14 protein-coding genes are annotated in these 14,427 nt (G+C 69.9%); 11 read left to right on the forward strand and 3 right to left on the reverse strand.

From position 1 onward, the window contains the following. Positions 1 to 541 precede the first annotated feature (541 nt). The 3 genes from MKK60_RS24805 to MKK60_RS24815 all read left to right on the forward strand — a co-directional run bounded on the left by MKK60_RS24805 (position 542) and on the right by MKK60_RS24815 (position 2,572). Positions 542 to 787: a NepR family anti-sigma factor gene (locus MKK60_RS24805; protein WP_243932787.1), complete on the forward strand. Its 246-nt coding sequence runs from the start codon at positions 542 to 544 to the stop codon at positions 785 to 787. Next, entirely contained in the window at positions 784 to 1,359 is a 576-nt protein-coding gene (locus tag MKK60_RS24810) for a sigma-70 family RNA polymerase sigma factor (RefSeq protein WP_147844126.1), read from the forward strand. The genes MKK60_RS24805 and MKK60_RS24810 overlap by 4 nt, the downstream gene beginning before the upstream one ends. Positions 1,360 to 1,528: 169 nt before the next feature. Continuing rightward, the gene (locus tag MKK60_RS24815) at positions 1,529 to 2,572 is read left to right on the forward strand and encodes a cytochrome-c peroxidase (protein ID WP_243950894.1); all 1,044 of its coding nucleotides are present in this window, start codon (positions 1,529 to 1,531) and stop codon (positions 2,570 to 2,572) included. A gap of 96 nt (positions 2,573 to 2,668) precedes the next feature. Here the strand turns inward: MKK60_RS24815 and MKK60_RS24820 are convergent, their stop codons facing one another. Beyond that, positions 2,669 to 2,830 (reverse strand): hypothetical protein, encoded by a 162-nt coding sequence (locus MKK60_RS24820; RefSeq protein ID WP_243988915.1) that lies wholly within the window; start codon positions 2,828 to 2,830, stop codon positions 2,669 to 2,671. A 300-nt stretch (positions 2,831 to 3,130) separates the two neighbouring features. On the opposite strand from MKK60_RS24820, the gene MKK60_RS24825 reads away from it, so the two are divergent. Beyond that, the gene (locus MKK60_RS24825) at positions 3,131 to 4,183 is read left to right on the forward strand and encodes a hypothetical protein (RefSeq protein ID WP_243988916.1); all 1,053 of its coding nucleotides are present in this window, start codon (positions 3,131 to 3,133) and stop codon (positions 4,181 to 4,183) included. 115 nt (positions 4,184 to 4,298) lie between these two features. Then, positions 4,299 to 4,811, forward strand: coding sequence for a hypothetical protein (locus MKK60_RS24830; RefSeq protein WP_243988917.1), 513 nt, complete (start codon positions 4,299 to 4,301; stop codon positions 4,809 to 4,811). Positions 4,812 to 4,821: 10 nt separating this feature from the next. Here the strand turns inward: MKK60_RS24830 and MKK60_RS24835 are convergent, their stop codons facing one another. Further along, entirely contained in the window at positions 4,822 to 5,610 is a 789-nt protein-coding gene (locus MKK60_RS24835; RefSeq protein WP_243934646.1) for a MarC family protein, read from the reverse strand. A gap of 71 nt (positions 5,611 to 5,681) precedes the next feature. Next, positions 5,682 to 6,416: a class I SAM-dependent methyltransferase gene (locus tag MKK60_RS24840; RefSeq protein WP_243988918.1), complete on the reverse strand. Its 735-nt coding sequence runs from the start codon at positions 6,414 to 6,416 to the stop codon at positions 5,682 to 5,684. A 189-nt stretch (positions 6,417 to 6,605) separates the two neighbouring features. On the opposite strand from MKK60_RS24840, the gene gloB reads away from it, so the two are divergent. The 6 genes from gloB to MKK60_RS24870 form a co-directional block, all read left to right on the forward strand. Beyond that, positions 6,606 to 7,382, forward strand: coding sequence for a hydroxyacylglutathione hydrolase (gene gloB / locus MKK60_RS24845; RefSeq protein WP_243988919.1), 777 nt, complete (start codon positions 6,606 to 6,608; stop codon positions 7,380 to 7,382). Positions 7,383 to 7,698: 316 nt separating this feature from the next. Next, positions 7,699 to 8,295 (forward strand): TetR family transcriptional regulator, encoded by a 597-nt coding sequence (locus tag MKK60_RS24850; protein ID WP_243932769.1) that lies wholly within the window; start codon positions 7,699 to 7,701, stop codon positions 8,293 to 8,295. A 293-nt stretch (positions 8,296 to 8,588) separates the two neighbouring features. Then, positions 8,589 to 9,551, forward strand: coding sequence for a malate dehydrogenase (mdh, locus tag MKK60_RS24855; protein ID WP_147727161.1), 963 nt, complete (start codon positions 8,589 to 8,591; stop codon positions 9,549 to 9,551). 111 nt (positions 9,552 to 9,662) lie between these two features. Beyond that, positions 9,663 to 10,859 carry an ADP-forming succinate--CoA ligase subunit beta gene (sucC, locus tag MKK60_RS24860; protein WP_147727160.1) on the forward strand — a complete coding sequence of 399 codons (1,197 nt, stop codon included), beginning with the start codon at positions 9,663 to 9,665 and terminating at the stop codon, positions 10,857 to 10,859. 6 nt (positions 10,860 to 10,865) lie between these two features. Continuing rightward, positions 10,866 to 11,750: a succinate--CoA ligase subunit alpha gene (gene sucD, locus MKK60_RS24865; RefSeq protein WP_147727159.1), complete on the forward strand. Its 885-nt coding sequence runs from the start codon at positions 10,866 to 10,868 to the stop codon at positions 11,748 to 11,750. A gap of 215 nt (positions 11,751 to 11,965) precedes the next feature. After that, a partial coding sequence (locus MKK60_RS24870) for a 2-oxoglutarate dehydrogenase E1 component (RefSeq protein ID WP_243988920.1) occupies positions 11,966 to 14,427 on the forward strand: 2,462 nt, incomplete at its 3' end.

The raw sequence follows: 14,427 nt of genomic DNA on the forward strand, positions 1-14,427 counted from the left end.
CGGGATCGAGACCATGACGCTGTTCGACGACGCGATGATCGGCGCCTTCGTCTGCGGCCTCGTCGTCACCGCCTACGGCTCCGTCAGCGTTCCGATCGCGCTCTGACGGACGGCGCCCATCGTTCTCGCGAGCCGAAGAGGACGCGGTCCCCCTCTCCCCAGCGGGAGAGGGGCCGCGCTGAGCTTCGACGATGCATCCGCGCCCTCGGCCGGGACGCCGCGGCGCGCCGCCGGCTGCCGCCGCCCGAAGTCCAGACCGTCAGGTTTCGAACATTGGAATGTAACCAGATGTATCAAGGTTGCGAAAAACATACAAATTGACAAATTCGCCAGCTTGACCATAAGATGATGTCGCGGCCTATGGTGATGAATTCTAGGTGAATGTCTTTTTCAGACTTGATTAAACCGCCCGGCCCTAGCACCCGTAGCCACGGCGACGGACCTGGCGTCCGCGACGCACCGGAGGCCTGAGGGCCGCGCCCGGTCGTTCGCAGGCGGTCGGGTCGCGAGGCGTCGCCCCGCTTTGCCAGGACGGCCGACGATGCACGACATCTCCGACGAACGCGGTGCCGACGACGCGATCGGGCGCGTGGCCGGCGATGCCGTGCCGACGCCCGAGCGGCGGCCGCGCGGCGGCGACCGGCGGCTCGATCCGGAGACGCGGCGCCGGATCGGGCGCAGCCTGCGGGTGCTCTACGCGGGCCTGCTCGCTCAGCCGATCCCCGAGCGGTTCGAGGCGCTCGTCGCGGAATTCGCCGCCCGGTCGGAAAAGGAATCCGCGCGATGATCCAGGCCTGTGCCCCCGTCGGAACGCCCGCCGGCGCCGACGCCGAGATGCGCGACCTCCTGCTCGGCGCGATCCCGGCGCTGCGCGCCTTCGCCTTCTCGCTGACCTACGATTTCGACCGCACCGACGACCTCGTGCAGGACACGCTGATGCGGGCCTGGACCAAGGCCGAGAGCTTCCGCCGCGGCACCAACCTCACGGCGTGGCTGTTCACGATCCTGCGCAACCTGTTCTATTCCGAGCAGCGCAAGCGCAAGCGCGAGATCGAGGATGCCGACGGCGGCCATGCCGGGCGGCTGACCAGCCTGCCCGAGCAGGAGGTCCGCGTGGAGATGCGCGCGTTCCAGAGCGCGCTGAACCTGCTGCCGCTGGCCCAGCGCGAGGCGCTGGTTCTCGTCGGCGCGCAGAGCTTCACCTACGAGGAGGCGGCCGAGATCTGCGGGGTCGCCGTCGGCACGATCAAGAGCCGGGTCAGCCGCGCGCGCGGGCGGCTGATCGAGAGCCTCGGCATGGACGACGCCGGCGACGTCGGCACCGACGCCCGCACCCGCGCCGCCCTCGACGCCCGCTGATCGCCGCCCCGGATCGGGGAGGGTGCATGACGTCGCGGCATGTTCGCTGAGGTTCAAGTTATCGTTGAGGTTTCGGGAATATAATTCTCGGGCAGGACCATAATCGAAACGAAGGCTTTACGGATCTGCAAGACATCGCATCGTAGACCCTCCCCTTGGGAGCTCTGCGATGCGATGGAAGCTCGGCGGCGGTATCGCCGCAATTGTGATGCTCGGTGCGGTTTGCGGTCCGGCCGCGAGCGGACCGGCGGCGCAGCGGGCCGCCGGGCGCGAGGCCTATGCCCCGCCTTCCGCGATCCCGTTCCCGGAGACCAATCCCTACGCCCAGGCCAAGGCGGAACTCGGCCGAAAGCTGTTCTTCGATCCGATCCTGTCGGCCGACCGCGACCGGGCCTGCGTGACCTGCCACCTGCCCGACCTCGCCTGGGCGGACGGGCGCAAGCGCGCGCCGGCCCGCAACGATTCCGACATGGACCTGCGGACGCCGAGCCTGCTCAACATCGCTTGGCAGGAGGGCCGCCTCGGCTGGGACGGCAAGTTCCGCGACCTCGAGAGCGTCGCCTTCGTCCCGATCAGCGCGCCCGGCAACATGGGCCTGCCCGCCGACGACGCGGTGGCGCGCCTGTCGGCGGATGCCGCCTATGCCGCCGCCTTCGCCGAGGCCTTCGCCGATCCCGGCGTCACCAAGGACCGGATCGAGGCGGCGCTCGCCACCTTCCAGCGCCTGATCGTGTCCGGCGTGAGCCCGTTCGACCGCTGGATCGCGGGCGACGAGACGGCGATCCCGGTCGCCGCCAAGCGCGGCTTCGACTTGTTCAACGGCCGCGCGAACTGCGCCGCCTGCCATGGCGGCTGGGCCTTCACCGACGGCTCGTTCCACGACATCGGCACGGCGACCGGCGCGGATCTCGGACGCGGGCGCTTCGTGCCGAGCTCGGAGGCCCTGCGCTACGCCTTCAAGACCCCCGGCTTGCGCGAGGTCGCCGGCCGCGGCGCCTACATGCACGACGGATCGATCGCGACGCTGGAGGCGGTGATCGATCTCTACGACCGCGGCGGCATCGCACGCCCGAGCCGCTCGCCGGAGATCCGCCCGCTGAACCTCACGAGCGCGGAGAAGGCCGACCTGCTGGCCTTCCTGCAGACGCTCACCGCGCCGGCCGGGAACGACCGCGCCCTCGCGGACCTGACCGGCGACGCGCCGAAGCCGTAACCGGGCCGGACGGCGGGCGCGGCCCCGGATGCGTCCGCGGCGGCGTCGCCGGCAGCATCGTCGCGCGCCCCTCGATCCACCTGGCTCGGGAATGCCCTAGCGGAACAGCGGCAGCCCAGCGCCGAGCAGGGCGAGGCCGGTCACCAGAAGCACGCCGCCGCAGGATTCGAAGGTGGCGGCGCGCAGGCCCGCACGCGGCGCGAAGCCGGCCAGCCCGATCCCGGCACCGAGGCTCGCGAGACTTGCCAAGCCGATCATCCGCAATCCCCCCACGCTTGGTCCGGCCGGCGATGTCGGGTTCCGGCCGCGCCAGGATCGCCGGCCAACACTGAGCGAAGTCTTGCGCGGCCGTCCGAAGAGCTGGGAATCCGCGTCCATGCTGAATGGCGCGTTGCCCGGCACGGCGCCCTAGACGGGATTCGCTTTCAGCCGATTCTACCCGGCACCCACAGCGTTAACCTTTTCGACACGGACGTTAACAAACCCTTGGCAAAATCCGGCGGCTTAGTTCTAAATGCATCGGTAAGCACTGTTCTGACCCGTTGTGACGAGGCTTCGATGCGGACCTTTGAGTGGCGTTGCTCTTCTCCGTTTCTTGCCGGCGCCCTAGCCCTTCCCGCGACCCTGCTCGCCAGCAGCGAGGCCAGCGCCCATGTGAAGTGGTTCTGCGCCTACGACGTCGCCGGCCAGCCCCGCGGCCTCGAGCAGGTGCTCTGCCTCGACTTCGAGTGGCTCGTCGGCCTGTCGGTCCTGTGCCTGATGTTCGGGTGCCTCGCCGAGGGCACCCCGCTCGGCACCGCGCTGCTCAACGCCCTGGACCGGGTCACCGCGCGGCTGCGCACCGACACCGAATTGCTGGTGCGGGCGACGCTGGGCTTCTTCTTCGTCTCGCTCTGGACGCTCGGCGGCATCATCCTCACCCCCGAGCTCAAGACCGACGCGGCCTGGATCCCGTGGTTCCAGCTCGCGCTTGCGGCCTGCCTGATCTGGCACCGCACCCTGCCGCTGGCCGGCGCCGGCATCGTCGTGCTGTTCGGCTACGCGACCTGGAGCTACGGCGCGTTCCATCTGGCCGACTACCCGGTCTTCCTCGGCGTCGCCGCCTACCTGATCCTCACCGGCCTCGACCGCACCCTCTACGGCATCCGCCCCATCGAGGTGGTCCGCGCCGCCGCCGCCGTCACCCTGATGTGGGCCTCGGTCGAGAAGTGGGCCTACCCGGAATGGACCGCGCCGCTTTTGGCCGCCAAGCCCGAGATGACCTTCGGCGCCTCGCCCGAGCTGTTCATGAAGGCTGCCGGCGTCGTCGAGTTCACCCTGGCCTTCGCCCTGATCTGGACGCCCCTGGTGCGCCGCACCGCCGCGATCATCCTGGCCGCGATCTTCGTCTCCGCCGTGTTCGAGTTCGGCAAGGTCGATGCGATCGGCCATTCCGGGATCATCGTGGTGCTGATCGGCATCGCCGCCGACGACGCCCGCAGCGCCGTCCGCCGCCGCGACGTGGCGCTGGCCCCGGCCTACTACGCGGTGGCGCTCACCGGCTTCCTCACGCTCTACTACGTCGGCCATGCGGCGATGTACGGCGCGCTGTTCTCGGCGCCCGTGATCTGATCTGATCGATGCGGACGACGGGCGGGCGGCCTCCGAGAGGGGGCCGCTTTCGCATGTCCGGTGTTCGGACGGGTAGAAGGCGCGGAGGATCGGCGTGCGGTGGGGGAGGGCGGGCATGGCGCTGGCTCTGGGCGGGCTCGCGCTCGCCGGCGCCGTGCTGGTGGCGCGCGGGCCGGAGCCCGGGGGCATCGAGGACGTGTGGCTGCTGTTCGGCGCGCCCGACAGCGGCGCGGTGGACCTGCCGACCGTCTCGCGAAGCGCGGGCGACGCGCTCGCCTGCCCGCCCGGCCAGTGCCGCGCGGTCTCGGATCGCGTGCCGCCGGTGCTGCCGGTGCCGGGCGAGCGCCTGCGCGCCATCGTCGCCGCGGTGGCGGCCGAGGAGCCGCGCACCGAGCTGGCCTTCCAGGCCCGCTGGGCCGAGGAGGACCGCTACGTCGTCCGCTCGGAATGGCTGCGGCTGCCCGACACGGTCGCCGTCGCGATTCTCGGCGCCGGCGAGGGCCGATCGACCCTGGCCCTGTACGCCCGCCCGCAATTCGGGTTGCTCGATGCCGGCGGCAACCGGGCCCGCCTGGAGCGCTGGCTCGACCGGATCGAGGGTTTGGCGCGGGCCGAGGCCGCGCGGTGACGCGGGCGTCTCAGCGCGCGGCGAGCAGCGGCCCGAACACGTCGATCACCCCGTTGATGGTGATCTGGGTGCCGACGCAGAGCAGCAGGAACGCGAACAGCCGGCCGAGCACCCGCGCCCCGATCGGCCCGAGCAGGCTCACCACCCGGTCGGCCGAGGCGTAGATCAGCGCCACCGTCGCGGCGACGCCGAGCGCGGCCAGCGACACGCCGACGTAGAAGCCGAGCCGGTCGGCCATCACGGCCGGACGGTTCGAGCCGAGGGTGATCGCCACCGCGATGGTGCCCGGGCCGGTGGTGAAGGGCAGGGTCAGCGGGAAGAACGCGATCTCGGACAGGGGATCGACCGATCTCTGCCCATCCGCCGGCGGCTGGGCGGGAGCGGCGGCCGCCGCCGCTCGGGGCGCGGTCGGCGCCGCCGCTTGGCTTCCGGCTTGCGCTGCCGCTTGGGTCGCTCCTTGTCCCGTCGTCGAGGAGACCTCGGCCTGCTTGCGCGCCTCGCGGGCTTCCGGCCGGTTCAGCAGCCCCCAGGCGGAGGCGCCGACGACGAGCCCGCCTGCGATGCGGAGCGCGCCGAGCGACACGCCGAAGAAGTTGAGGATCGGCGCGCCGGCCCACAGCGCCGCCAGCATGATCAGCAGCGCGTATCCGCCGATCCGGCCGGCGAGCCAGACCCGGTCGTCGTGGCTGTGCCCCGCCGTCACCTGCGCGAAGATCAGCGCCCCGCCGAGCGGGTTGACGATCGAGAACAGGCTCGAGAGCGCGAGCAGGAACTGCTGGATGGCCGCTTCGACGCTCATGGTGTCTTCGCGAGTCTCCGTCGAGACGGGGTTGGGCCGGGCCGCCGGCGTCGGCGTGCGGAGCGTCGGGCTTAACCCGGCGCGGGCGCCGGCACGAGCACCCGCGCGGGCGCGAGGCGGCGGGCGCGGTGGACCTGCTGCACGGTGATCGGCCGGTAGAGCTGCTTGGTGGCGTGCACCACGTGGAGGCCGGCGAAGGGGAGCGAGAGGCCCGTCCCGACCCGCTCCCAGGCGGCGGCGGTCTGCAGCATCACCCGCGAGCGCAGCGGCGGCATGTAGAGCGTCTCGGCCCAGTCCTCCGGCGAGAACAGCGTGTCGCGCATCAGCCGGCTCAGCTGCGAGCGGCTGTAGGGCTGGCCGTGCCCGAACGGCGTCGCGTCGCGCCGCGCCCAGACCCCGCGCCGGTTCGGCACGACGAGGATCATCCGCCCCCCCGGCGTCAGCGTGCGCCAGACCTCCCGGAGCAGTTCCGTCGGGCTCTCCACCGCCTCGAGCGCATGCACCAGGATCACCCGGTCGATCGCCGCATCCGGCAGCGGCATCATCGTCGGGTCGGCGAGCGCCGAGCACGAGCGGCCGGCGCCGGGCCAGTTCACCACCCCTTGCGTCGCCGGCATGAAGGCCAGCGTCCGCTCGGCGATGCAGTGGACCGGGCTCAGATAAGGCACCGCGTAGCCGAGCCCGAGCACGCGCAGGCCGGAGACCGAGCCGAGGAAGCCGTGCAGGGGGCGGGCGACGATCCGGTGCGTCGTGACGCCCAGCGGCGTGGCGTAGAAGGCCCGCAGGTCGGTGACGTCGAGGCGCATGGGTCGGAGCTGGAGCGGCGGCGGGGAAGGCCGGCGTCCCGGCCCGATGGCGATTCAATGGGGCCGGGCACCCGCCGCGACAAGGCGCAGGCGGCGACTTGCAGGGCGACGCGCCGGGGAACCCCCCGGTTTCCGCATCCGTTCCCCGCCCGATACGGCCGGACCGGCCGCGAGCCCGGAGACGCGTTCATGGCCACGGCCCCCGAGATCCGCACCTTCCTGTGCCGCAGCGACAACATCGGCGTGCTCATCCGCGACCCCGCCACCGGCGCCTGCGCGGCGATCGACGTGCCGGAGGCGGCGCCGGTCCTGGCGATGCTGACGCAGACCGGCTGGCGGCTCACCGACATCCTGGTCACCCATCGCCACGGCGACCACATCGCGGGCATCCCCGAGGTCAAGCGCGCGACCGGCGCCCGCGTCACCGCCCCGGCCAAGGCCGGCCCGGCGATCCCCGACGTGGACCGCACCGTGTCGGAGGGCGACACCGTCCGGGTCGGCGACCTCTCGGCCGAGGTGTGGGAGACGCCGGGGCATTGCGCCGACCACGTCACCTACTGGTTCGCCGAGCCGGGAATCGTGTTCTCCGGCGACACCCTGTTCACCCTCGGCTGCGGCCGGGTGATGGAAAGCCCGCCCGAGACCCTGTGGCGGTCGCTCGAGCGGTTCCTGCCGCTGCCGGATGCGACACATGTGTACAGCGGGCACGATTACGTTCTGTCGAACGCCCGCTTCGCGCTCGCAGCAGAGCCCGGCAACGCGGATCTGCACGGCCGCCTGCGCGAAGCGGAAGAGCTAAAATCCTCCGGCCGCTTCCTGGTTCCCTCTACGATGGCGGCGGAACGGGCGACCAACCCGTTCCTGCGGAGCGGCCTGCCGGCACTGAAGACGGCGGTGGGACTCGACGAAGCTGCTGACCCGGCAACGATTTTTGTTGCACTGCGAGAATGGAAGAACCGCTTCTGACGCACAGGTTTTCAAGGAAATTTTGTTGCCTTCTCAAAGAGAAGTGAACATAGGACATTCGACAGGCGCTAAACCGTCTGATCGATAGGCTCCCGGAGGGAGGCTCGACGTCAACGGAAGCGTGTTCCCGCTTCTTTCGGTCAGATGGGGGTCCGTCTCGCCTTACCACCTCTCGTCCTCACGCCTCCCGCTTCCCTTCCTTCAACCGGATCCCGAGCCGCGTTCCGAAGAGCCCGCCGCCAAAGCGACGGCGACGGGACGGTCCCCGTCCGATGCGGACCGTCCGGCCCGCGCCCCCGCGGCCGCCCGATCCCGGGTGGCGCCGATCTCCGCCGACGTGCGGCTGCTCGGGATCGCCACCGAGCATCTGGCCCGGCTCGGCCCCAAGCGGGTCACCGTCGTCGCCGTCGCCGCCGAAGCCGGCATGACGCACGCCAACGTCTACCGCTACTTCCCCTCGAAGGACGCCCTGCTCGACGCCGTCGCCGGCCGCTGGCTGCGGGACATCGAGACCCGCCTGGCCGGCATCGCCGACGCGCCCGACCCGGCCGACGACAAGATCGAGCGGCTGCTGACCGCGCTCGCCGCCCTGCAGCGCGACGCGCTCCAGGACGAGCCGAACCTGTTCGCGGTCCATCTCGACGCCACGGTCGCCGCCAGGCCGATCGCCCGCCGACACCGGGTCCGCTTGCGCAGCCTGGTCGAGCGGGTGATCGAGGAGGGGATGGCCACCGGCACCTTCTCGGCGCGCGACCGCGAGCGCGCCATCGCCTACATCTTCGATGCGAGCTACCGCTTCACCCATCCCCTGGCGATCCAGCACGACGCCGAGGTGCCGCGCGATCTGGTCGACGCCCGCTTCGGCGCGGTGATTCACGCGATCCAGCGGGTGCTGCGCGCGGGTATCCTCTGAGCGGAATGACAGGTTCAAAAAGTTGTCATAGCGCCTATCCCGAATTGGCAATCTCCTCCTAAAGCCCTTGAAAAGCTTAGCTTTTCGAGGGCTTTGTTTTGCGCGCCGCACATCCGCCCTGGCCCGAACCCTGCTTGGGCGATCTGCGTCGGGTTGATGGGGCGGTGCTTTTCGGCCACACAGCCGCGCAGGAAAACCGGTCGCGTCGGGCGGCGCCTCGGACGGACTTTCGACCCCCGAGTCGTCGACGCGCTCGCCTCACCCTTTCACGCTAAGCTGGAGACGTCTCGGACATGGCACGCAGCAAGATCGCGCTCATCGGCGCCGGCCAGATCGGCGGAACGCTGGCGCACCTCGCCGGTCTGAAGGAACTCGGCGACGTCGTGCTGTTCGACATCGTCGACGGCGTGCCGCAGGGCAAGGCGCTCGACATCGCCGAATCGGCCCCGGTCGACGGCTTCGACGCGAAGTATTCGGGTGCGAGCGACTATTCGGCGATCAAGGGCGCCGACGTGGTGATCGTCACCGCCGGCGTGCCGCGCAAGCCCGGCATGAGCCGCGACGACCTGATCGGGATCAACCTGAAGGTCATGGAGGCCGTCGGCACCGGCATCAAGGAGAACGCGCCGGACGCGTTCGTGATCTGCATCACCAACCCGCTCGACGCCATGGTCTGGGCGCTGCAGAAGTTCTCGGGCCTGCCGACCAACAAGGTCGTCGGCATGGCCGGCGTGCTCGACTCCGCCCGCTTCCGCCATTTCCTGGCCGAGGAGTTCAAGGTCTCGGTCGAGGACGTCACCGCCTTCGTGCTCGGCGGCCACGGCGACGACATGGTGCCGCTCACCCGCTACTCGACGGTCGCCGGCGTGCCGCTGACCGACCTGGTCAAGCTCGGCTGGACCACCCAGGAGAAGCTCGACGCCATGGTCGAGCGGACCCGCAAGGGCGGCGGCGAGATCGTCAACCTGCTCAAGACCGGCTCGGCCTTCTACGCGCCGGCGGCCTCGGCCATCGCGATGGCCGAGAGCTACCTCAAGGACAAGAAGCGGGTCCTGCCCTGCGCCGCCTACCTCGACGGCCAGTACGGCATCTCCGGCATGTATGTCGGCGTGCCCGTCGTGATCGGCGAGAACGGCGTCGAGCGCGTGCTCGAGGTGACCTTCGACGCGGCCGAGAAGGCGATGTTCGAGAAGTCGGTCGGCGCGGTGAACACGCTGATCGAGGCCTGCAAGGGCGTGAACCCGGCGCTCGCCTAAAGACATTGGGCGAATAGCGAATAGGGGCTAGCGAAGACAGAGCCACGTGCTCTCTGCTGCCCCGGCTCGCTATTCGCCATTCGCCACTCCCTATTCGCCTGCGGAGCGCACATGAACATCCATGAATACCAAGCCAAGGCGGTGCTGAAGGAGTTCGGCCTGCCCGTCTCCAAGGGCGTCGCGATCTTCAGGCCCGAGGAGGCGGAAGCCGCCGCGCGCGAGCTCGGCGGCCCGGTCTGGGTGGTGAAGTCGCAGATCCACGCGGGCGGGCGCGGCAAGGGCACCTTCAAGGGCGCGCCGGCCGGCGCCAAGGGCGGCGTGCGCGTCACCAAGTCGATCGACGAGGTGAAGCAGTTCGCCGGCGAGATGCTCGGCCAGACGCTGGTCACGATCCAGACCGGCGAGGCCGGCAAGCAGGTCAACCGGCTCTACATCGAGGAAGGCGCGCAGATCGCCGCCGAGTTCTACCTGTCGATGCTGGTCGACCGCGAGACCGGGCAGGTCGCCTTCGTCGTCTCGACCGAGGGCGGCATGGACATCGAGACGGTGGCCCACGACACCCCCGAGAAGATCGTCACCTTCTCGGTCGACCCGGCCACCGGCATCATGCCTCATCACGGCCGCGCCGTCGCCAAGGCGCTGGGGCTCGCCGGCCCGCAGGCGAAGGAAGCGGGCGAGCTCACCGCCAAGCTCTACGCGGCCTTCACGGCCAAGGACATGAGCATGCTCGAGATCAACCCGCTGGTGCTGACCGGCGACGGCCATCTCAAGTGCCTCGACGCCAAGATCTCGTTTGATTCGAACGCGCTCTACCGCCACCCCGACATCGTCGCGCTCCGCGACGAGACCGAGGAGGACGCCAAGGAGATCGAGGCCTCGAAGTACGACCTCGCCTACATCGCGCTCGACGGCACGATCGGCTGCATGGTCAACGGCGCCGGCCTCGCCATGGCGACGCTCGACATCATCAAGCTCTACGGCGAGGAGCCGGCGAACTTCCTCGATGTCGGCGGCGGTGCGACCGAGGAGAAGGTCACCGCGGCCTTCAAGATCATCACCGCCGACCCGCAGGTGAAGGGCATCCTCGTCAACATCTTCGGCGGGATCATGAAGTGCGACGTCATCGCCCGCGGCGTGATCGCGGCGGTGAAGACGGTGGGCCTGGAGGTGCCGCTCGTCGTGCGGCTTGAGGGCACCAACGTCGAGGAAGGCAAGGCGATCATCAGCGGCTCGGGGCTCAACGTGATCCCGGCGGACGATCTCGACGACGCCGCGCAGAAGATCGTCGCCGCCGTGAAGAAGGGCTGAAGCGTTATGTCCATCCTCATCGACGCGAACACCAAGGTCATCTGCCAGGGCTTCACCGGCAAGAACGGGACCTTCCATTCCGAGCAGGCGCTGGCCTACGGCACCAAGATGGTCGGCGGCACCTCGCCCGGCAAAGGCGGCTCCAAGCACCTCAACCTGCCGGTCTTCGACACGGTCGGCGAGGCCCGCGAGGCCACCGGCGCGACCGCGTCCGTGGTCTACGTGCCGCCGCCGGGCGCGGCCGACGCGATCTGCGAGGCGATCGCGGCCGAGATGCCGCTGATCGTCTGCATCACGGAAGGCATCCCGGTGCTCGACATGGTGCGGGTCAAGCGTGCGCTGATCGGCTCGAAGTCGCGCCTCATCGGGCCGAACTGCCCCGGTGTCGTCACCGCCGGCGAATCGAAGATCGGCATCATGCCGGCCAACATCTTCAAGCCGGGCTCGGTCGGCATCGTCTCGCGCTCCGGCACGCTGACCTACGAGGCGGTGTTCCAGACCTCGACCGCCGGCCTCGGCCAGACCACCGCGGTCGGCATCGGCGGCGACCCGGTGAAGGGCACCGAGTTCATCGACATGCTCGAGATGTTCCTCGCCGACGAAAAGACGACGTCGATCGTGATGATCGGCGAGATCGGCGGCTCGGCCGAGGAGGAGGCGGCGCAGTTCCTGGCCGACGAGGCCAAGCGCGGCCGCAAGAAGCCGATGGTCGGCTTCATCGCCGGCCGCACCGCGCCTCCGGGCCGCCGCATGGGCCATGCTGGCGCGATCATCTCCGGCGGCAAGGGCGGCGCCGAGGACAAGATCGCGGCGATGGAGGCCGCGGGCATCCGCGTCTCGCCGTCGCCGGCGCGCCTCGGCTCGACGCTGGTCGAGGTCCTGAAGGGCTGAAACCGAGTGACAGCCGCGCGCGTATGACCCGCGCGCGGCTGTGTTGCAGCGCACGCAAGCCGGTGACGCCCATATGATGGGCGACGGAGCGCCCGCTTCGTGCGCCCACAGGAATCGCAGCGCGGTCCGCGCCTTCCGCTCGCGGAGGCGCCTCCCGCGCGATGACGCGGCTCATCCGCACCGGCGGAGGGCCCGAAGGACAGGATGACCCGCCGATGGCACGCCAGGACGTGAACGAAGCGCTGCTGGAAACCTCGTTCCTCTACGGCGGCAACGCCGCCTACATCGAGGAATTGCAGGCGGCCTACGCCCGCAACCCGGCTTCGGTCGACCCCGAGTGGCAGAGCTTCTTCAAGGGGCTCGGCGAGGACGAGACCCTGGTCGAGAAGAACGCGGCCGGCGCCTCGTGGACCAAGCCGAACTGGCCGGTGCCGGCCAACGGCGAGATCGTCTCGGCGCTCGACGGCAACTGGGCGACCCTGGAGAAGGCGGTCGGCGAGAGGATCCTCGCCAAGGGCGCGGAGAAGGGCGAGCAGAGGCCCGGCAAGCCCGCCGACGGCCTCGCCGTCACCGGCAAGACCGGCGTCTCGGTCGAGCAGGCGACCAAGGATTCGGTCCGCGCGATCATGCTGATCCGCTCGTACCGCATGCGCGGCCACCTGCACGCCAAGCTCGACCCGCTCGGGCTGGCCCCCCGCGGCGACCACGAGGAGCTGCATCCGCAGCATTACGGGTTCCTCGAATCCGACTGGGACCGGCCGATCTTCCTCGACAACGTGCTTGGGCTGGAATTCGCCACGATCCGCGAGATCGTCGCGATCCTGGAGCGGACCTACTGCCAGACCCTCGGCGTCGAGTTCATGCACATCTCCGATCCCGAGGAGAAGGCGTGGCTGCAGGAGCGCATCGAGGGCAAGGACAAGGAGATCTCGTTCACCCCCGAAGGGCGCCGCGCGATCCTCAACAAGCTGATCGAGGCCGAGGGCTTTGAGAAGTTCCTCGACCTCAAGTACACCGGCACCAAGCGCTTCGGCCTCGACGGCTCGGAGGCGATGATCCCGGCGCTCGAGCAGATCATCAAGCGCGGCGGCGCGCTCGGCGTGCGCGAGATCGTGCTCGGCATGGCCCACCGTGGGCGCCTCAACGTGCTCACCAACGTGATGGCAAAGCCGTTCCGTGCGGTGTTCAACGAGTTCAAGGGCGGCTCGGCCTCGCCGGCCGAGGTCGAGGGCTCGGGCGACGTGAAGTACCATCTCGGTGCCTCATCCGACCGCGCCTTCGACGGCAACAACGTCCACCTGTCGCTCACCGCTAACCCGTCGCACCTCGAGATCGTCGATCCCGTGGTGCTCGGAAAGGTCCGCGCCAAGCAGGACCAGCGCGCCAAGCCGAACGTCGTGCGCGCCAGCGTGATGCCGCTCCTGATCCACGGCGACGCGGCCTTCGCCGGCCAGGGCGTGGTCGCCGAGTGCCTCGGGCTGTCGGGCCTGAAGGGCCACCGCACCGGCGGCTCGATCCACTTCATCATCAACAACCAGATCGGCTTCACCACCGATCCGCGCTTCTCGCGCTCCTCGCCGTACCCGTCCGACGTGGCGAAGATGGTCGAGGCGCCGATCTTCCACTGCAACGGCGACGACCCGGAGGCGGTGACCTTCGCCACCAAGGTCGCGGTCGAGTACCGCCAGAAGTTCGGCAAGCCGGTCGTGATCGACATGCTGTGCTACCGCCGCTTCGGCCACAACGAGGGCGACGAGCCGGCCTTCACCCAGCCGAAGATGTACCAGCGCATCCGCAAGCACACCTCGGTGCTGGAGAGCTACGCGCGCAAGCTGATCGAGAACGGCACCCTGAGCCAGGAGGCCTACGACGCCCGAAAGGCCGAGTTCCGGGCGATGCTCGACGCCGAGCTCGAGGTCGCCGGCACCTACAAGGCCAACAAGGCCGACTGGCTCGACGGGCGCTGGTCCGGCTTCAAGGCCGTGCACGAGGACGTGGACGACCCGCGCCGCGGCCGCACCGGCGTGCCGGTCGAGACCCTGCGCGAGATCGCGCAGAAGATCACCCAGGCGCCCCCCGGCTTCCACCTGCACCGCACGATCCAGCGCTTCATGGACAACCGCGCCAAGGCGGTGGAGACCGGCGTCGGCATCGACTGGGCGACCGCCGAGGCCCTGGCCTTCGGCGCGACCATGCTCGACGGAAACCGCGTCCGGCTCTCGGGCCAGGACGTCGAGCGCGGCACCTTCTCGCAGCGCCACGCCGTGGTGATCGACCAGGAGAACGAGCAGCGCTTCACGCCCCTCAACGCCATCCGCGAGGGCCAGGCGCCGCTGGAGGTGATCAACTCGATGCTGTCCGAGGAGGCGGTGCTCGGCTTCGAGTACGGCTACTCGGCGGCCGAGCCGAACGCGCTCGTGCTGTGGGAGGCGCAGTTCGGCGACTTCGCCAACGGCGCGCAGGTGGTGATCGACCAGTTCATCGCGTCCGGCGAGCGCAAGTGGCTGCGCATGTCCGGCCTCGTGATGCTGCTGCCCCACGGCTACGAGGGGCAGGGGCCGGAGCACTCCTCCGCCCGCTTGGAGCGCTACCTCCAGAGCTGCGCCGAGGACAACATGCAGGTCGCCAACTGCTCGACGCCGGCGAACTACTTCCACATCCTGCGCCGGCAGCTGAA

Source organism: Methylobacterium sp. J-092 (genome assembly GCF_022829325.1).
Lineage (GTDB): Bacteria > Pseudomonadota > Alphaproteobacteria > Rhizobiales > Beijerinckiaceae > Methylobacterium.